This window comes from Actinomadura sp. NPDC000600, from assembly GCF_040492135.1.
In the GTDB taxonomy this organism is placed as follows: Bacteria; Actinomycetota; Actinomycetes; order Streptosporangiales; family Streptosporangiaceae; genus Spirillospora.
Window position 1 is genome coordinate 112,541 of record NZ_JBEUPD010000013.1, and the last position, 17,552, is coordinate 130,092.

Genomic DNA, 17,552 nt, shown 5'->3' on the forward strand with positions numbered 1-17,552 from the left:
CCGGGAGCGTTCAATGTCCACCGTCCAGTCGCGGCCGGCGGCCGCGGGGCAGCTGTGGCGGCCGGGGCCGCCGGTCCGCAAGACCGTCACCGTCGTGCACGTGGTCGCCTCCGTCGCGCTGCTGGGGGAGGTGTGGGGCCTCGTGCTGCTGAACCTGACCGCGACGCTGACCTCGGACGGGACGCTCGCCCATTCCGCCTACCGCCTGATGAGCGTGCTGGTGTTCGGGGGAGGCATCCCGCTCAGCCTCACCTCCCTCGCCACCGGCGTCGCGCTCGCCACCGGCAGCGCCTGGGGCCTGGCACGGCACTACTGGGTGCTGGCCAAGCTGGTGCTGCTGATCGCGGTGATCCTCGCCGGGATGCTGCTGTTCACGCCCGAGGCCATGGCGGACGCCGCCGCGGGCGGGGCGGACCCGTCCGCCGGACGGCAGTGGTGGCAGGTGGCGGTCGTCTCCTGCCAGGTCGTCATGCTGCTCACCGCCACCGCCCTCTCGGTGTTCAAGCCCCGCGGCCGGGTCGGCGGGCGGCGCGCCCGCTCATGAGGCCGCCCGCCCGTCCGGCAGCCGCTCGGCGACCGTCCGCAGCGCCTCCACGCACGCCCGGACCGCCGGGCGGTCCGACCCGGTCCGCCACGCCGCGAGGACCTTGCGGCGGACGGCGGGCCGGGTCGCGACGATGCGGACCCCGTCCGGGACGGGGTCGCGGCCGAGCCGGGGGACGAGCGCGGCGGCGAGGCCGGCGGAGACGAAGGCCAGCTGGGTGGGGTAGTCGGCGACGTTGCAGGCGATGTCGGGCTCCACGTTGTGCTCGCGCAGCGTCTGGACGAGCTGCCGCTCGCAGGTCCCGCCCGCCGTCCACGCGGCCCAGCGCGTCCCGCCCAGCTCGTCCAGGCCGACCGCGCGGCGCCGGGCCAGCGGGTGGCCCGCCGGGAGTGCCACGTCGATGACGTCGGACGCCAGCAGGACGTTGGACACCGACGCGGGGAACGGCGTGACGAAGGTGTCCCAGCTCTCGACGACCGCGACGTCGATGTCGCCGCGCGCGAGGGCGGGCAGGATGTGCTCGCTCTCCCCCTCCAGCAGGGTCGGGGCGATGCCGGGATGCCGCTCGCGCAGCGCGGTGAGCGCGGCGGGCAGCACCGAGCGCGCCGCCGTCACGAACGAGCCGAGCCGCAGCGGCCCGACGACGGCCTCGCGCAGCCCGTCGAGCTCGGCCGCGGCGGCCGCCAGCTGGGCCATGACGCGCTCGGCGTGCCCTGCCAGGACGTGCCCGGCCCGGGTGAGCCGGACGCCCCGCCCCCGCGGTTCGAGCAGGCGGTGGCCCGTCTCGCGCTCCAGCTTGGCGAGCTGCTGCGACACCCCCGAGGGCGTCACGTGCATGGCCTCCGCGGCGGCCGCGATCGAGCCGTGCACGGACACCGCGTGCAGGGCGCGCAGCCGCTCCAGGTTCATCGTCACGGTAGCGATGCTACCGATCTTCGCTTACGAACATTCGCTTGTGCTAACTGATCGAGTGACGGCAGCGTGGGGGCGTGCGAAGGACCGATCCGCGGCTGCTCGTGATCGCCGGAGCCGCGTTCATCTCGTTGTCGGCGATCCTGTTCCGGCTGTCCGGCGTCTCGTCCGGCACGGCGGGGTTCTTCCGGTGCGCGCTCGCGCTGCCGGTGCTGGCGCCGCTCGCACTCCGCGAGCGGCGCCGGGCGGGGCCGCGGCGCCGGGGCGGCGTCGACGTGCTCGCGGGAGTGCTGCTCGGCGCCGACTTCGTGCTGTGGGGCGCGTCGATCGACGGCGTCGGCGCGGGGATCGCGACGGTCCTGGTGAACGTGCAGGTCGTCGTGGTGCCGCTGCTGGCGCTCGCGGTGTTCGGGGAGCGGCCCTCGCGCGCCTTCGCCCCGGCCGTGCCGGTGATGCTGACCGGCGTCGCGCTGGCCGGCGGTCTCGCGGGGCACGGCACGGGAGGGACGGACCCGGTCCTCGGATCGCTGTTCGGGTTGGGCGCCGGGCTGGCCTACGGCGGCTACCTCTTCCTCACCCGCGTCGCCGGGCGCGGCCAGGAGCACCGGGCGCAGCCCGTCCTGCTGTCGACGCTCGGCGCGGGAGCGGCCGCGCTCGCGGTCGGCGGGCCGTGGCAGGGCGTCGACCCCGCGCCGGGCTGGCCCGCGCTCGGCTGGCTCGCCGCGCTGGCCATGACGGGGCAGGTGTGCGGCTGGGTGCTCATCGGCGCGGCGCTTCCCCGGCTCGGCGCCGACGTCGCCGGGACCCTCCTGCTCCTCCAGCCGGTGCTGGCGGTCGCCCTCGGCGCGGTGGTCCTGGGCGAGCGGCCCGGCGCCGCGCAGATCGCCGGCTGCGCCCTCGTCGTCGCCGCCGTCCGGCTGGCCGGCAGGGGTAGCGTTGCTCCGCGTGACGACTCCGGAGTGGGCTCCCGAGCGCGAGGTCACGGCCGGACTGGCGGGCGCCCTGATCGGGCGGAGGTTCCCTGAGCTCCGCGGCGCCCCGGTGGAGGGCCTCGCCGCCGGCTGGGACAACACCGTCTTCCTCGTCGGCGGGGACTGGGTGTTCCGCTTCCCGCGCCGGCAGATGGCGATCGCCGGGGTCGAGCGCGAGATCGCGGTGCTGCCCGTCCTCGCCCGGCGGCTGCCGCTGCCGGTGCCCGTGCCGCGCTTCGTCGGGGAGCCGTCGGACGACTTCCCCTGGCCGTTCTGGGGCGGGCGGCGGATCCCGGGCCGCGAGCTCGCCGACGTCCGGCCGCCGGACGAGCGGCGGGTCGTCCTCGCCGCCGAGACCGGGGCCTTCCTGCGGACCCTGCACGACCCGGCCCTGGCCCGCGAGGCGGGGGAGGGGCTGCCCCTCGATCCGATGGGGCGCGCCGACCCCGCCGAGCGCGCGTCGCGGACGTACGACCGCCTCGACGCCCTCGCCGCCCGCGGGCTGTGGAAGCGCGATCCGGCCGTCGGGGAGTTCCTGGCCGCGGCCGAAAGCTGGGGCGCACCGGGCGGCGACCCGGTGGTCGTCCACGGCGACCTGCACGTCCGGCATCTCCTGCTCACCCCGGACGGGCACGCGGCAGGAGTGATCGACTGGGGCGACGTCTGCCTCGCCGCCCCCGCCGTGGACCTGTCGCTGGCCTACGCGGGGTTCGCGGGCGCCGCACGGGAGGCGCTCCTGGCGGAGTACGGGCCGGTCCCGGTGGACCAGGAGGCCGCCGCGCGCGCCCTGGCGCTGAACCTCGCCGCGACGCTGGCCGAGTACGCGGCGTCCACCGGGCGGGAGGCGCTGCTGGCCGAGGCGCTGGCCGGGATCGGCCGGGCCGTCGGCTGAGCCGGGCTCAGGGGCGCATGTAGACGCGGATCGCGGTGCCGTCCGGCCCGGTGTGGACGCGGACGAGGTCGGCGAGGTGGTTGACCATGAGGATGCCCCGGCCGCCGTGCGGGCTCATGTCCGCCGGGCGGCGCCCGGCGAGCGGATCCCTGATGTTCCCGGCGTCCCGGACCTCGCAGACGACGTGCCCGTCCTCCGTCCAGAGCCGCGCGGTGCCCTCGCCGCCGCCGTGCAGGCACGAGTTGGCGGCCAGCTCGTTCACCGCGAGCTCGAGGTCGCCGACGGCGGCGGCGCCGAGGCCGAACCGCTCGCCCCAGTAGCAGGCGAACTCGCGGACCACGGGGAGCGCGTCGAGGTCGAAGCTCATCGCGACCGCCTCGGCCGGCTCGGGCAGCGGGAGGTTGTAGTCGCTGATGACGCGGTGCGGCGCGTAGTCGCCGCTCGGGTGCTCGCCGTGCCGGTCGATCACGACCGGGTGGGTGGCGCGGGCGTCGGCGACCGCCACCGGGGCCAGCCGCGCCGTGTCGTAGGGGCACAGGATGCTCGCCTCGCGCCCCGCGAAGGCCAGGTTGATCAGGGCCTCGTGCTGCGCGCAGGCGGGGTACTCGGTCGCCGAGCGGCCGGGCCAGACCGGCTCGCCGATGATCCGCGCCCGGCCTCCGGCGTGCCGGTCGGCGAAGCGCCGCAGCACGCCCGGGATGATGCGCCCGGGGTTGCGGCCCGCCGTCGCCATGTCGAGCCAGGTCACCTTCGCGGCGGCGAGGCCGAGAGAGCCGCGGAGCAGGGCCAGGCGGTCGCCCGGCACCGCCACGGCCACCGGCTCGCCCGCTCCGAGCCCGGCGCGGATGAACGGCAGGGTGCCCGCGAGGTACTCCTCGTCGCCGTGGTAGAAGAGCGCCTGGTGGACGAAGGCGTCCGCGCGGGGCGCGCCCGTCCTGCCGGGCCCGAGCCTCATCGCGGGGTCGCTCCGTATGGTCCTGCCGTCGCGTGCATCCGATCGAGGGTACGCGCTGGCGGGAAGCCGTGCGAGCAGGGTCATGCGGACGTCCCCCGAGGTCAGCCGAATCCTTGGTCCGAATCGGCGGTACCCGCGAAGTGGACCTCGAAAACAGACGAATTCCGGACCAATCGCGTTCGGGGCCGTCACCGCCCGCTCTGCGGGACGGGGTCAGCGGTCGCGCAGCAGGACGGCGTCGACCACGTCGGTCAGCCGGCCGCGCCTGCGGTACGCGCGGCGCTGCCGTTCCGCGCCGGTCCCGTCCGCGGCGAGGCGCCGGAGGCCGCGGGCGACGGCGTCGAGGTCCCCGGCGGAGCGCAGCGCGGGCAGCACGTGCGCCAGCAGGTCGCCGGCCAGCGCGCCGAAGTCCGCGGGGCGGCCCGTGCGCACGTCCACGCCCCGCCCGGCGAGCCCGTGCCGCGCCGCCAGCCAGTAGGCCGCGCGCAGCATCTCCTGGGGCGGGTCGGGAGCCCGCTCGCCGGCGTCCACCGCGTCGGACGACACCTGGACCAGCGCCCGGACCAGCGCGGCGAACACCGCCGCCTCGTCGGCGGTCGAGGCGACGTCCGCGAGCCGCACCTCGAGCGTGGGCAGCCGCGCCGACGGCCGGACGTCCCAGAAGATGGTCCCGGTGTCCATCAGGGCGCCGCACTCCAGCAGCGTCCCGACGAGGTCGTCGTAGTGGCCGGCGGACGCGAGGTAGGGCGGCGGTCCCGCCACCGGCCACCGCGCCCAGGCCAGCGCCCGCCAGCAGGCGTGGCCGGTGTCGCGCCCGGCCCAGTAGGGGGAGTTCGCCGTGAGGGCCAGCAGCGTCGGCAGCCAGGGGCGCAGGTGGTTGCTGACCTGGACGGCGCGCTCGCGGTCCGGCATCTCGACGTGGACGTGGCACGAGCAGATGCTCTGCTCGTCGTCCAGGCCCCGGTAGACGGCGAGGCTCTCGGCGTAGCGGGCGCCGCGGCCGATGGGGGCGGGCACGAGGTCGCCCAGCACGGGCGTCCCGGTCGCGGCGAGCCGGACGCCCTCGGCCGCCGCGGCGGCGGCCATCACCGCCCGCATCGAGCGGATCTGCTCGTCCAGCTTGTCCAGGTCGTCGCACGGCGAGGTCTTGGCCTCGGCGAGGTAGGCGACCAGTTCCGTGGAGGTGCGCTCGCCGAGCGCCGGCTCCGCCCGGCGCACCACCGCCGGGGCGCGCGGGGCGACCTCACGGGAGACGGGATCGACGACGAAGTACTCTTCCTCGATTCCGAATCGCAGGGCCATCCCACCACCTCGGGCTCGGGGGCGACGCAGGCGGCCACGGTCCCCTCGAAAGTACGTCGCCGCCGCGGCGTCCGCACCTGCCGGACGGTCCGGAATAGGGGGAAAAGGGACTCTTGGCCCTATTTTGACCCGGCGCTGAGCGGGCATGGTGCGGTCAGGCGCAGCGAGGGAAGGGGAGGTGAGGTCCGGTGTACGGGTCGACTCCGATCGGCGTGCTCGTCATCCTGGCCGCCGTCGCGGTGTTCCTCATGGTCGGGCTGTTCTACCTCGGCGACAAGCGGAAGGGCCCGCCCAACGGCTCGGATCGCGGCCGCTGAGACGGGCCCCGGCGCATGCCGCACGGGCTCCCGGCGCCGTCAGGGGCCGGGGTCCACGAAGTACATCGACAGCGCGATGAGGTGCGTGACGACGACCACGCCGATGCCGAAGAAGAACAGCATCTTGGCGGGGCCGTGCGGGAAGACGGACCCCGGCTTGAGCGGACCGCGTTCGCGCTGCCGCGCGGCGATCCGCTCCTCGATGGGCGGCCGGCCGAACACCGCTACTGCCGGGGCTCGTCGACGACGACGTCGGTCATGATGTCGACGGCCAGCGCGATGATGCCGCCGATCACGGTCACCGCGGCGCCGACCCCGAACACGACCCAGTCGGGGCCCAGGGTGATGCCGACGCCGCCGATGGCGAAACCGACGAAGATGATGGCCACGGCGACCCAGGACCTGGGGCGCCCGGCGTGGCTGCCAGTCGACATGCGTTCGTCTTCCCTCTGCATGGTTCGGGGGTTGGGGTCTACGACGCCGAACTCTAGCAACGCCCCTCGCCACAGGGCCTTTCGGGGTACCCGGAGATCGCCGGGGCGGGCGGCGGGCACCGCCGGCCCGGGCGCGCGGGGACTCCGGCCGCGCCCCGGTCCCGCGTACTGGTCAGCGGGACCCGGTTTCGAGCCGGATTCGGCCGCTCGCCTACGATCCAGGCATGACGGTGCCGCCTGAGGAACTCGAACTGGCCGCCGCCTTCCCCACGGCCGACCGCGACCGGTGGCGGGAGATGGTGAAGGGGGTGCTGCGCAAGTCCGGCGCGGCGGGCGAGGACACCCCCCTCGACGAGATCGAGGGTCTGCTGACCCGCGAGTCGTACGACGGAGTGCCGATCGCCGCGCTCTACACGCGCGACGACGCGCCGCCGGGACGTCCCGGACTGGCGCCCTACGTGCGCGAGGTGCGCCCCGACGGGGAGGGCATCGCGGGATGGGACGTCCGGCAGCTGCACGCCCACCCCGACCCGGCCGTCGTCCGGGACGCGGTGCTCGCCGACCTGGAGAACGGCGCCACCTCGCTCTGGCTGCGGCTCGGCGAAGGCGGCATGCCCGTGTCCGCGCTCCCCGAGGCGCTGCGGGGCGTCCTGCTCGACCTGGCGCCCGTCGTGCTGGACGCGGGCGCGGCGGCGGGCGAGGCCGCGGAGGCGTTCCTGTCGCTGGTCACCGAGCGGGGGAACGCGGCCGAAGCCGCCGGCAACCTCGGCGCCGACCCGCTCGGCCTCGCGGCGCGCACCGGGACGGCCGGATCGCTGGACGAGGCCGCCGGGCTCGCCGCGCGCTGCGTCCGCGACTTCCCGAAGCTGCGCGCGGTCGTCGCCGACGGGACCCCGTACCACGACGCGGGCGGCGGTGACGCCGAGGAGCTCGGCGCCGCCGTGGCGGCCGGCGTCGCGTACCTGCGCGCCCTGACCGGCGCCGGGCTGAGCGTGGACGAGGCGTTCGGGCAGATCGAGTTCCGCCTCGCCGTCAACGCCGACCAGTTCGCCTCGATCGCCAAGCTCCGCGCGGCGCGCCGCCTGTGGGCGCGGGTCGCGGAGGTCAGCGGCGCCGCCGAGGGCGCCGCCGCGCGCGTCCACGCGGTCACCTCGTCGGCGATGATGACCCGGCGCGACCCGTGGGTGAACATGCTGCGCACCACCGTCGCGGCGTTCGCCGCCGGGGTCGGCGGCGCGGACGCGGTCACCGTCCAGCCGTTCGACGCCCGCCTCGGCCTGCCGGACGGCTTCGCCCGCCGCATCGCCCGCAACACCCAGACGCTGCTGCTGGAGGAGTCGAGCCTCGCCCGCGTCGTCGACCCGGCGGGCGGCTCCTGGTACGCCGAGAGCCTCACCGAGGGGATCGCCCAGGCGGCCTGGACCTGGTTCACCGAGATCGAGAAGGCCGGTGGACTGGCCGCCGCGCTCGACTCGGGCCTGGTCGCCCGCCGCCTCGCCGCCACCTGGGAGCGGCGCCGGAAGGACATCGCCCGGCGCAAGGCGCCGCTCACCGGCGTCAGCGAGTTCCCGAACCTGAGCGAGACCCTTCCCCCGCGCGACCCCGCGCCGCCGGCGCCCGGCGGCGGCCTCCCGGTCGTCGCCTACGCGCAGGACTTCGAGGCGCTGCGCGACCGCTCCGACGCCCACGCGCGGGCCACCGGCGCCCGCCCGAAGGTCTTCCTGGCGACGCTCGGGCCGATCGCCGTCCACACGGCGCGCGCGTCGTTCGCCGCGAACCTCTTCCAGGCGGGCGGGATCGAGACGGTCGCGGGCGCCCCCGAGGAGTTCGGGGCGTCCGGCGCCGCCGTCGCCTGCCTCTGCTCCAGCGACGCCCTGTACGGGGAGCAGGCCGCGGAGGCCGCGCGGATCCTGCGCGCCGCGGGCGCGGTGAAGGTCTGGCTGGCGGGTAAGGGAACCTACGAGGGGGTCGACGCCCGCGTGTACGCCGGGTGCGACGCGATCGAGGTGCTGGAGACCACCCTCCACGATCTGGGAGTGAACGAATGATCCCCGACTTCACCGAGGTCGAGCTCGGGACCGCGCCCCCCGCCGACGAGGCCGCCAAGCGGTGGCGCGCCGCGGTCGAGGGCGCCACCGGCGCCGCCCCCGAGGCGCAGACCTGGGACACCCCGGAGGGCATCGGCGTCAGGCCCCTCTACACCGGCGACGACCTGGCCGGGCTCGACTTCCTCGGCACCTATCCGGGCATCGCGCCGTTCCTGCGCGGCCCCTACCCGGCGATGTACGCCACCCAGCCGTGGACGATCCGGCAGTACGCCGGCTTCTCCACAGCCGAGGAGTCCAACGCGTTCTACCGCCGCAACCTCGCGGCCGGGCAGAAGGGCCTGTCGGTGGCCTTCGACCTGGCCACGCACCGCGGCTACGACTCCGACCACCCGCGCGTGTCCGGCGACGTGGGCATGGCCGGGGTCGCGATCGACTCCATCTACGACATGCGGCAGCTCTTCGACGGCATCCCGCTGGACCGGATGAGCGTGTCGATGACCATGAACGGCGCCGTCCTGCCCGTCCTCGCGCTCTACATCGCCGCCGCGGAGGAGCAGGGGGTGAAGCCGGAGGCGCTGGCGGGGACCATCCAGAACGACATCCTCAAGGAGTTCATGGTCCGCAACACCTACATCTACCCGCCGCAGCCGTCCATGCGGATCATCTCCGACATCTTCGCGTTCACCTCGCAGCGGATGCCGAAGTACAACTCCATCTCGATCTCCGGCTACCACATCCAGGAGGCCGGGGCCACCGCCGACCTGGAGCTCGCCTACACGCTCGCCGACGGCGTCGAGTACATCCGCGCCGGACGCGAGGCGGGCCTCGACATCGACGCGTTCGCGCCCCGCCTGTCCTTCTTCTGGGCGATCGGGATGAACTTCTTCATGGAGGTCGCCAAGCTCCGCGCCGCGCGGCTGCTCTGGGCGCGGCTGGTGAAGACGTTCGAGCCGCGGAACCCGAAGTCGCTGTCGCTGCGGACCCACTCGCAGACGTCCGGCTGGTCGCTGACCGCGCAGGACGTGTTCAACAACGTCGCCCGCACCTGCATCGAGGCCATGGCCGCCACGCAGGGCCACACCCAGTCGCTGCACACCAACGCGCTGGACGAGGCGCTCGCGCTGCCGACCGACTTCTCGGCCCGCATCGCCCGCAACACCCAACTGCTCCTGCAGCAGGAGTCCGGGACGACCCGCACGATCGACCCCTGGGGCGGCAGCGCCTACGTCGAGCGGCTCACCTACGACCTAGCCCGCCGCGCCTGGGGCCACATCACCGAGGTCGAGCAGGCCGGCGGCATGGCGAAGGCGATCGACGAGGGGCTGCCCAAGCTGCGCATCGAGGAGGCCGCCGCCCGCACCCAGGCCCGCATCGACTCGGGGCGGCAGCCGGTCATCGGCGTCAACAAGTACCGCCCCGACACCGAGCAGGAGATCGAGGTCCTCAAGGTCGACAACGCCTCCGTCCGCGCCCAGCAGATCGACAAGCTGCGCCGGCTGCGCGAGGAGCGCGACGAGACCGCGACGCGGGCCGCGCTGGACGCGCTCACCCGCGCCGCCGAGGCCGCCGAGAACGGCACCCGCCCGAACGACCTGGAGCACAACCTGCTCGCGCTCGCCATCGACGCCGCCCGGGCCAAGGCGACCGTCGGCGAGATCTCCGACGCACTGGAGAAGGCCTACGGGCGTCACGCGGCGCAGATCCGTACGATCTCCGGTGTGTACCGGGAGGAGGCGGGCCAGGTGACGGGCATCGAGCGGGCGCGGGCCGCGACCGCCGCGTTCGAGGAGGCCGAGGGCCGCCGGCCCCGCATCCTCGTGGCCAAGATGGGGCAGGACGGCCACGACCGCGGGCAGAAGGTGATCGCGACCGGGTTCGCCGACCTCGGCTTCGACGTCGACGTGGGCCCGCTGTTCCAGACCCCCGCCGAGGTGGCCCTGCAGGCCGTCGAGGCCGACGTGCACATCGTCGGCGTCAACTCGCTCGCCGCCGGCCACCTGACGCTGGTCCCCGCGCTGCGCGAGGAGCTGGCCGCGCTGGGCCGCGACGACATCATGATCGTCGTCGGCGGGGTCATCCCGCCCGGGGACTTCGACGAGCTGCGCGCGGCCGGCGCCTCGGCGATCTTCCCGCCCGGCACCGTCCTCGCGGACGCGGCGGCCGGCCTGCTGGAGGAGCTCACCGAGCGGCTCGGCCACGCCGCGCCAGAGAGCGCCTGAGGAGTGCCGGGCGGAGACGGCGCCGTGGAGCACCAGGCGGAACCGGAAGGAGCACGGTGAGCGCGCCGGGCGTCGACGACTACGCGGCCGGGGTGCGGGACGGGTCGCGGGCGTGGATCGCGCGGGCGATCACGCTCGTGGAGTCGGCCCGCCCGGACCACCGGGAGCTGGCGCAGAAGCTGCTGGTCGAGCTGACCCCGCACGCCGGGGGCGCCCGCCGCGTCGGGATCACCGGCGTGCCCGGGGTCGGCAAGTCCACGTTCATCGACGCGCTCGGCACCCGGCTGACGGGGGAGGGCCACAAGGTCGCGGTCCTCGCGGTGGACCCGTCCTCCACACGGACGGGCGGCAGCATCCTCGGCGACAAGACCCGCATGCAGCGCCTCGCCACCGACCCGGGCGCGTTCATCCGGCCCTCGCCCACCGCGGGGACGCTCGGCGGCGTCGCGAAGGCCACCCGCGAGGCGATGGTGGTCATGGAGGCCGCCGGGTACGACGTCGTCCTGGTCGAGACGGTCGGCGTCGGGCAGTCCGAGACGGCCGTCGCCGAGATGGTCGACTCCTTCCTGTTCCTCACCCTCGCCCGCACCGGCGACCAGCTCCAGGGGATCAAGAAGGGCGTGCTGGAGCTGGCCGACGTCATCGCCGTGAACAAGGCCGACGGCGAGCACCGGAGGGAGGCCGAGCGCGCCGCCCGCGAGCTGGCGGGCGCGCTGCGGCTGCTGCGCAGCGACGAGCGCGTCCGGAGCACGCGGGTCCTGACGTGCAGCGCCAAGGAGGGCACCGGGCTGGAGGAGGTGTGGGGCGCGCTCGTCGAGCACCAGGACCGGCTCCGTGAGTCCGGGGAGCTCGAGGCCCGGCGCCGCCGCCAGCAGGTCGGCTGGACGTGGGAGCTGGTCCGCGACCGCCTGCTGTCCGACCTGCGCGGGCATCCCGGCGTCCGGGAGCTGGCGCCCGGCCTGGAGCGGGAGGTCGCGGACGGCGCGCTGACGCCCGCGCTCGCCGCCGAGCGGATCCTGGAGGCGTTCTCGCGAGACCGCTGAGCCGGGTTCCCGTACGTCCGAAACCATGGGTTGTGCCAGGTCCCGGTCGCGGCGGGCGGGGATCAGGTACAAAAGTCGGATGGACGTCATCGCGCTCGAGGATCCGACGGACGCGCAGATCCGGGAGTGGCACTCGGTGCTCGCCGCCGTCCACGCGGCCGAGCCGGCCGGCGACCCCGCGCCCGACCCGGAGCGGACGGCGCGGCTGCTGCTCGGGGCGGAGGCCGGCTCGCGGCAGCGGCTGTGGGCGGCCGCCGGCGGCCCCGGGGCGGGCGGCGCCCTGGTGGCGGTGGCGGCGCTGCGGCTGCCCGGCGAGCCGGGCGCCGACCGGCCCGGCGAGATCGACATCCAGGTCCGCCCCGAGCACCGGCGGCGCGGGCTCGGCGGCCGCCTGCTCGCCGCGGCCGCGGCCGGCCTGCGTGCCGACGGCCGCTCCAGCGTGATCGCCCAGGTCCTCGCGGGCACCCCGGCCGTCCCGTTCCTGGAGTCGCACGGCTTCGAGTGCGTCCTGACCCTGCGCGGCATGCTGCTGCGGCTGGACGAGGTCCCCGCCGAGCGCGTGGCGCGGCTGCTGGCGGAGGCGCCCGCCGGGTACCGGCTCGTGCGCTGGAAGGGCGCGGTGCCGGACGAGCACGCCGACGCCCTCGCCCGCGCCAAGCACGCCATGGCGGACTTCGCCGAGTACGAGGGGTCGCCGTGGGACGCCCACCGCGTCCGCGAGATGGCCGAGATCGTCGCCAAGCGCGGCGACGACCTGTACACCGTCGCGGCGCTGTCCGGCGGCGTCATCGCCGGGTTCACCGAGGTCGTGGTGCCGGCGGGGTGCGCCGGGCGCGCGGCGCAGTATGACACGGCGGTGCTGCCCGAGCACCGCGGCCGGCGCCTCGGCATCTGGGTGAAGGCCGCGATGCTGCGCTGGCTCGGGGAGGAGTGCCCCGGGGTGCGGGAAATCGAAACAGACAATTCCGGCGACAACGCCCACATGCTCGCCGTGAACGAGGAGCTCGGCTTCCGCCTGGAGCGCGAGTCCCTGGAGTACCAGGCCGCGGTGTCCGCCCTCCCCGCCACCGGTTCCTGACCGGAAAACACGTTGCCTCCGGGCCCCGCCGATGGGCATTCTCAAGGAGGTCTTCCGGGAAATGCCCGGAAGGCGGAGAATTGCCGAAGCATTCCCCTGTAGTTCAACGGCAGAACGCCGCACTGTTAATGCGGATATCCAGGTTCGAATCCTGACGGGGGAGCGGCACGGGCCAGGGAGGTGACACGGTGAACGTGCTCGTCCTCAACGCGTCGTACGAGCCCATGCAGAGGGTGGATCTGCGGCACGCCATCCGCATGCTGGTGCGCGAGGTGGCCGTCGTGGAGGAGGCCGAGGAGGGCCGCACCTTCGGCCGCTTCCCGGTGCCGCGGGTCCTGCGGCTCGTCCGCTACGTCGCGATGCGCTGGAGGCACGGCAGGCGGCCGCCCTGGAGCAAGCGGGGCGTCTACCTGCGCGACGGCGGCCGCTGCTGCTACTGCGGGAAGCGCGGCAACACGATCGACCACGTCCACCCGCAGTCCCGCGGCGGCGGCGACACCTGGGAGAACACCGTCCTGGCGTGCGGGAGGTGCAACAACCGCAAGGGCGACCGGACGCTCGCCGAGGCCGGCCTGCGGCTGCTGTCGCAGCCGCGGGTGCCGCGCTGGGAGGAACTCGTCGGGCCGTGACGGGGGGCGCTGGATCCGTCCGGTGCCACCGGGGGAGGGGCCGGACCGCGCCACGCGGTCCGGCCCCTGGGCCGTCCGGGGCCGGGGCCGCCGGTAGCCCGCGCGTGACTCTATGTGTTTTGTGAAGCTTGTGAGGCAATTCGGGCGATTGTGGTAGCGTGCCGCCAATCTTGAGCTTTGTTATCTAGGAGAGATCTGTGGCGGCCCTCGATCCCCCCGGCAGGACGCCCCGCCCCCCGCGCGGGCGCAGGACGGCGAAGCGCCTCGCGGCGCTGGCCCTCGCGGCGGGCGTCTCGGCGGCCCTGCCGCCGGTGTCCGGGAGCGCGGCGAGCCTCCCGCAGGAGCCGAAGGACCTGAAGAAGGAGTACGCCAAGCTCAAGGCGCGCTCGGAGAAGCTCTCCAAGGAGTACCGGGGCGAGCTCGTCTCCCTCGAGGAGGCGAAGAAGGCCGCCGAGCGCGCCGGCGCGGACGCGACGAAGGCCGGCCGCGAGTACGACGCCGCCCGCGTCGACGTGGCCCGCATCGCCTCCACGACCTACATGACCGGGCGCCTCGACGTGATCCCGATGGTCTCCTCGGCCGAGCCGGGCGCCGCCGTCCGCGACGCCGCCGTGATCGAGCACATCACCCGCAACAACGGCCGCCGCATCCAGAGCCTGGAGGCGCTGAACGCGAAGGCGGTCCAGTCGCAGGCGACGGCCAGGCAGAAGCTGGCCGCCGTCAAGAAGGAGATCGACGACCTGGAGGGCCAGCGCGCCCGCGTCAAGAAGCTGCTCGCCAAGTACAAGCCCGAGGTGACCCGCACCAGCGTCCCCGGCGGCGGCGGCCGCCCGGACGGGGCGAGCGGCACGAAGTCCCCGATCGTCGGCAACTCGATGACCGCGCGGATGCGCACCGCGCTGCAGGAGATCGACGGCAAGTTCGGCGCGTTCCCCACCATCGGCTGCTCGCGCCCGGGCGACCCCCAGGACCACGGTTCGGGCCGGGCCTGCGACTTCATGGAGAGCACCGGCGGCAAGATGCCGAGCGCCTCCGCCCAGGCGCACGGCGACCGCGTCGCCCAGTACGTCATCGACAACGCGTCCCGCCTCGGCATCAAGTACGTCATCTGGAAGCAGCGCATCTACGACATGCGCGGCAGCGGCGGCTGGCGGCAGATGGAGGACCGCGGCAGCGTCACCCAGAACCACTTCGACCACGTCCACGTCTCCGTCCTCTGATAAGGGGACGAATAGCATCTGATGCGCTATTCGCACCGTTGAAGAAGGCGTTTGGCCTGGCTGGGAGTCCACTTCTCACACCTCGCCCCATGGCGGGATGGCGACCTGCTCGAATACGCCCGCCAGCTCCCACCGCCCGTGATCGGCAAGCTCCTCGGTCTGCACCCGGGCTCCACCGACCGCTGGGCCTCGATCGCCGGTGGCAAGTGGGCCCACTACACCCCGCCGAGGCCGGGTGCCGCCGCCTCAGGGCATCTCCTCCCACATGGTGCGGGTCATCTCGTACTCGACCTCGCCGAGGTGCGCGTCCGGCAGCGGATCGTCGAACTGCGGGTAGTACGTGCGCACGTACCGCATGCCGATGGCCCGCATCACTCCCAGATCCTGCACCGGCGTGGTCGCCGAGGCGCGCTACCGGCATGCGGGCCAGTGCTCCGGCCTTCAGGCCGGGGGAAGGCCCGCGCTGGGAGGGTCGTCATGGCCCGGGCAGTGCCTTGACCGGGACGATTCTGCTGCTCGATGTACCGCTTGACGGCGCTCGGCGTGCCGGAACTTCGTCACGAAGACCAAGTGCACGTGCATCGCAACGACGCGGTTTCTGTCGGTGCGGATGCCTTCGAGTTCGGTCATAGGCCAGTACGGTGCGGGTGTGCAGTTACGATACAACTACCGCATGTATCCAACGCCTGGTCAGCAGATCGCGCTGGCTCGGGCGTTCGGGTGCGCACGGGTGGTGTTCAACGACGGGCTGCGCGCACGGCTGGACGCCCGTGAGCAGGGCTTGCCGTACCCGTCGGACGCCGAGTTGTCCAAGCGGGTCATCACCCAAGCCAAGGTCACCCCCGAGCGGGCATGGCTGGGTGAGGTGTCGGCGGTGGTGCTGCAGCAGGCCCTGGCCGACCTGAACGCGGCCTACCGCAACTTCTACGCCTCGATCAGCGGGCAGCGCAAGGGCCGCAAGGTGGCCCCGCCCCGGTTCCGGTCGCGCAAGGACAACCGGCAGAGCATCCGGTTCACCCGCAACTCCCGGTTCAAGGTGCTGGACAACGGCCGGCTCAGGCTGCCCAAGATCGGCGAGGTGCGGGTGCGGTGGTCGCGGCCGCTGCCGTCGGCTCCCAGCTCGGTCACCGTGATCTGGGACGCGGCCGGACGCCACTTCGCCTCGTTCGTCGTGGACACCGGCCCGCAGGAGCCGCTGCCGTCCTCGGATCACGAGGTGGGGATCGACCTGGGGCTGACGCACTTCGCGTGCTGTCGGACGGCACGAAGGTGACCGCGCCCAGGTTCCTGCGCCGCGCCGCTCGCAAGCTCAAGCGGTTGCAACGGGCCCTGTCGCGCAAGCAGAAGGGCTCGAACCGCCGCGGGAAGGCCGTCGTCAAGGTCGCGCGGGCGCATGCGCGGGTGGCCGATACCCGGCGGGACTGGCAGCACAAGCTGTCCACGGCGATCATCCGCGACAGCCAAGCGGTGTACGTCGAGGACCTGTGCGTGGCCGGTCTGGGCCGGACCCGGCTCGCCAAGAGCGTCCACGACGCCGGATGGGCCGCCTTCACCGCCATGCTGGAGTACAAGGCCGCCCGGTACGGGCGCACCTTCGGCAGGGTGGACAGGTTCCTGCCGTCCACCCGCATGTGCTCGGCATGCGGCCGGATCAACGACAAGATCGCGCTCGACGTCCGGGCGTGGGACTGCCCCTGCGGAGCAGCCCACGACCGGGACGTGAACGCGGCGCTGAACATACTCGCCGCCGGACGGGCGGAGAGCCGAAACGACCGTGGAGCGCGGGTCAGACCACCAGCGATGGCGGCACCGCGCGGCGAAGCGGTAACCCACCCGGACGCCCCGCGGACCCCACGCAGCGTGGAGGGAATCTCCGTCCTTTAGGACGGAGAGGATGTCAATGGTCGCCGAGGTCGACGACGGCGGACTCGCGGGCGGAGCGGGCGGCGGCCTCGATGACCTCCAGCCCGGTGATGGCGTCGGCGAGGGTGACGGGGGGCGGCGCGCCGTCCCGGAGCGTCCGCAGGACGCTCGCGTAGAAGTCGTGGTAGGCGCCCGCGGCGGTGGGCTCCGGGGCCTCCTCTCCCGGCGTGCCGAGCAGGCCGCCGGACCCGGTCGGGGGGATGCCGTAGCCGGGGTCCTTGGGGGTGAGGCCCGCGCGGAGCTGCTCCTCCTGGACGTCCATGCCCGAGACCGTGTACGCGGCCTTGCCGCCGATGACGCGGAAGCGCGGGCCCAGGTGCGAGGCGGTGGCGCTCATCCACAGGTGCGACCGGGTGCCGCCAGGGTGGGTCAGGGCCACGAACACGTCGTCGGGCGCCGTCGCCCCGGCGCGGCGGGTGTCGATCTCGGCGTAGACCCTCTCCGGGCGGCCGAACAGGGCGATCGCCTGGTCGATGAGGTGCGAGCCGAGGTCGAACAGGATGCCGCCCGCGTCGCGGGGGTCGGTGCTCTCCTTCCAGCTCTCCCTGACCTCCGGCCGCCAGCGCTCGAAGCGGGACTCGAAGCGCCGGACGTCGCCGAGGGCGCCCGCGGAGACGAGCCGCCGCGCCGTCTGGAAGTCGCCGTCCCAGCGGCGGTTGTGGAAGGGGAACACCGGCAGCCCGCGGACGGCGCTCAGCGCGGCGAGGGAGCGGGCGTCGGCCGCCGCGGCCGCGACGGGCTTGTCCACGACGACGGGGACGCCCGAGGTCAGCGCGGTCCGGGCCAGCGGCACGTGCTGCCGGTTCGGGGCCGTCACCACCACCAGGTCGCAGGCGCCCGACGCGCCCCACAGCCGGTCGACGGTGTCGAGGACCTCCGCCTCCGGGTACCGCTCCCGCACGGCCCGCTGCCGCTCCGGGGCGCCGGTCACGACCGCGGCCAGCCGCATCCCCGGCACCGACGAGATCAGCGGCGCGTGGAACACCGAGCCGCCGGTGCCGTATCCGATCAGCGCAACACGCAGGTCCATGTCCCCGATCATGGCCGATGGCGCGGCGGCGTCCG

General features: G+C 74.4%; 17 protein-coding genes, 1 tRNA gene and 1 pseudogene. 12 read left to right on the top strand and 7 right to left on the bottom strand.

Annotated features, from left to right (window positions below; genetic code table 11):
* Nucleotides 1-13 precede the first annotated feature (13 nt).
* Complete coding sequence (locus ABWI07_RS20390; RefSeq protein WP_149258695.1) at nt 14-544, top strand: DUF2269 domain-containing protein; 531 nt, start codon at nt 14-16, stop codon at nt 542-544.
* Here the strand turns inward: ABWI07_RS20390 and ABWI07_RS20395 are convergent.
* Nucleotides 539-1,453 carry a LysR family transcriptional regulator gene (locus ABWI07_RS20395; protein WP_149258889.1) on the bottom strand — a complete coding sequence of 305 codons (915 nt, stop codon included), beginning with the start codon at nt 1,451-1,453 and terminating at the stop codon, nt 539-541. The two genes, ABWI07_RS20390 and ABWI07_RS20395, sit on opposite strands and share 6 nt — an antisense overlap.
* A gap of 80 nt (nt 1,454-1,533) precedes the next feature.
* Here ABWI07_RS20395 and ABWI07_RS20400 point away from each other — a divergent pair, with 80 nt between their 5' ends.
* Together ABWI07_RS20400 and ABWI07_RS20405 are read left to right on the top strand one after the other, a co-directional pair.
* Nucleotides 1,534-2,481: a DMT family transporter gene (locus tag ABWI07_RS20400; protein ID WP_149258694.1), complete on the top strand. Its 948-nt coding sequence runs from the start codon at nt 1,534-1,536 to the stop codon at nt 2,479-2,481.
* Nucleotides 2,402-3,319: a phosphotransferase gene (locus ABWI07_RS20405; RefSeq protein WP_353819491.1), complete on the top strand. Its 918-nt coding sequence runs from the start codon at nt 2,402-2,404 to the stop codon at nt 3,317-3,319. The genes ABWI07_RS20400 and ABWI07_RS20405 overlap by 80 nt, the downstream gene beginning before the upstream one ends.
* A 7-nt stretch (nt 3,320-3,326) precedes the next feature.
* Here ABWI07_RS20405 and ABWI07_RS20410 read toward each other — a convergent pair whose 3' ends face one another.
* Both ABWI07_RS20410 and ABWI07_RS20415 read right to left on the bottom strand, forming a co-directional pair.
* Nucleotides 3,327-4,274, bottom strand: a complete 948-nt coding sequence (locus ABWI07_RS20410; protein WP_149258693.1) for an anti-sigma factor RsbA family regulatory protein — start codon at nt 4,272-4,274, stop codon at nt 3,327-3,329.
* A gap of 213 nt (nt 4,275-4,487) precedes the next feature.
* Entirely contained in the window at nt 4,488-5,576 is a 1,089-nt protein-coding gene (locus tag ABWI07_RS20415; protein ID WP_149258692.1) for a carboxylate-amine ligase, read from the bottom strand.
* Between the two features lie 188 nt (nt 5,577-5,764).
* Between ABWI07_RS20415 and ABWI07_RS20420 the strand changes: the two genes are divergently transcribed.
* A complete protein-coding gene (locus ABWI07_RS20420) occupies nt 5,765-5,893 on the top strand; it encodes a hypothetical protein (protein ID WP_268843221.1) in 129 nt (42 codons plus the stop codon).
* Nucleotides 5,894-5,932: 39 nt separating this feature from the next.
* Here the strand turns inward: ABWI07_RS20420 and ABWI07_RS20425 are convergent, their stop codons facing one another.
* Nucleotides 5,933-6,115 (bottom strand): hypothetical protein, encoded by a 183-nt coding sequence (locus ABWI07_RS20425; protein ID WP_149258691.1) that lies wholly within the window; start codon nt 6,113-6,115, stop codon nt 5,933-5,935.
* A gap of 2 nt (nt 6,116-6,117) precedes the next feature.
* Complete coding sequence (locus ABWI07_RS20430; RefSeq protein WP_149258690.1) at nt 6,118-6,327, bottom strand: HGxxPAAW family protein; 210 nt, start codon at nt 6,325-6,327, stop codon at nt 6,118-6,120.
* A 224-nt stretch (nt 6,328-6,551) separates the two neighbouring features.
* Between ABWI07_RS20430 and ABWI07_RS20435 the strand changes: the two genes are divergently transcribed.
* The 7 genes from ABWI07_RS20435 to ABWI07_RS20465 all read left to right on the top strand — a co-directional run bounded on the left by ABWI07_RS20435 (nt 6,552) and on the right by ABWI07_RS20465 (nt 14,564).
* Complete coding sequence (locus tag ABWI07_RS20435) at nt 6,552-8,375, top strand: methylmalonyl-CoA mutase family protein (RefSeq protein ID WP_149258689.1); 1,824 nt, start codon at nt 6,552-6,554, stop codon at nt 8,373-8,375.
* A complete protein-coding gene (gene scpA / locus ABWI07_RS20440; RefSeq protein WP_353819492.1) occupies nt 8,372-10,594 on the top strand; it encodes a methylmalonyl-CoA mutase in 2,223 nt (740 codons plus the stop codon). The genes ABWI07_RS20435 and scpA overlap by 4 nt, the downstream gene beginning before the upstream one ends.
* A 56-nt stretch (nt 10,595-10,650) precedes the next feature.
* Nucleotides 10,651-11,637: a methylmalonyl Co-A mutase-associated GTPase MeaB gene (gene meaB, locus ABWI07_RS20445; RefSeq protein ID WP_353819493.1), complete on the top strand. Its 987-nt coding sequence runs from the start codon at nt 10,651-10,653 to the stop codon at nt 11,635-11,637.
* Nucleotides 11,638-11,716: 79 nt separating this feature from the next.
* Nucleotides 11,717-12,715 carry a GNAT family N-acetyltransferase gene (locus ABWI07_RS20450; RefSeq protein ID WP_149258686.1) on the top strand — a complete coding sequence of 333 codons (999 nt, stop codon included), beginning with the start codon at nt 11,717-11,719 and terminating at the stop codon, nt 12,713-12,715.
* A gap of 92 nt (nt 12,716-12,807) precedes the next feature.
* Nucleotides 12,808-12,878, top strand: a tRNA-Asn gene (locus ABWI07_RS20455).
* A 25-nt stretch (nt 12,879-12,903) separates the two neighbouring features.
* Complete coding sequence (locus ABWI07_RS20460) at nt 12,904-13,344, top strand: HNH endonuclease (protein WP_149258685.1); 441 nt, start codon at nt 12,904-12,906, stop codon at nt 13,342-13,344.
* Nucleotides 13,345-13,541: 197 nt separating this feature from the next.
* Nucleotides 13,542-14,564, top strand: coding sequence for a coiled-coil domain-containing protein (locus ABWI07_RS20465; protein ID WP_353819494.1), 1,023 nt, complete (start codon nt 13,542-13,544; stop codon nt 14,562-14,564).
* Nucleotides 14,565-14,810: 246 nt separating this feature from the next.
* Here ABWI07_RS20465 and ABWI07_RS20470 read toward each other — a convergent pair whose 3' ends face one another.
* Nucleotides 14,811-14,939, bottom strand: a complete 129-nt coding sequence (locus tag ABWI07_RS20470) for a hypothetical protein (protein ID WP_268843220.1) — start codon at nt 14,937-14,939, stop codon at nt 14,811-14,813.
* A gap of 274 nt (nt 14,940-15,213) precedes the next feature.
* On the opposite strand from ABWI07_RS20470, the pseudogene ABWI07_RS20475 reads away from it, so the two are divergent.
* Nucleotides 15,214-16,448 (top strand): annotated as a pseudogene (locus tag ABWI07_RS20475) (RNA-guided endonuclease InsQ/TnpB family protein).
* Between the two features lie 13 nt (nt 16,449-16,461).
* Here the strand turns inward: ABWI07_RS20475 and ABWI07_RS20480 are convergent.
* A complete protein-coding gene (locus ABWI07_RS20480; RefSeq protein ID WP_353819495.1) occupies nt 16,462-17,517 on the bottom strand; it encodes a Gfo/Idh/MocA family oxidoreductase in 1,056 nt (351 codons plus the stop codon).
* Nucleotides 17,518-17,552: the final 35 nt, after the last annotated feature.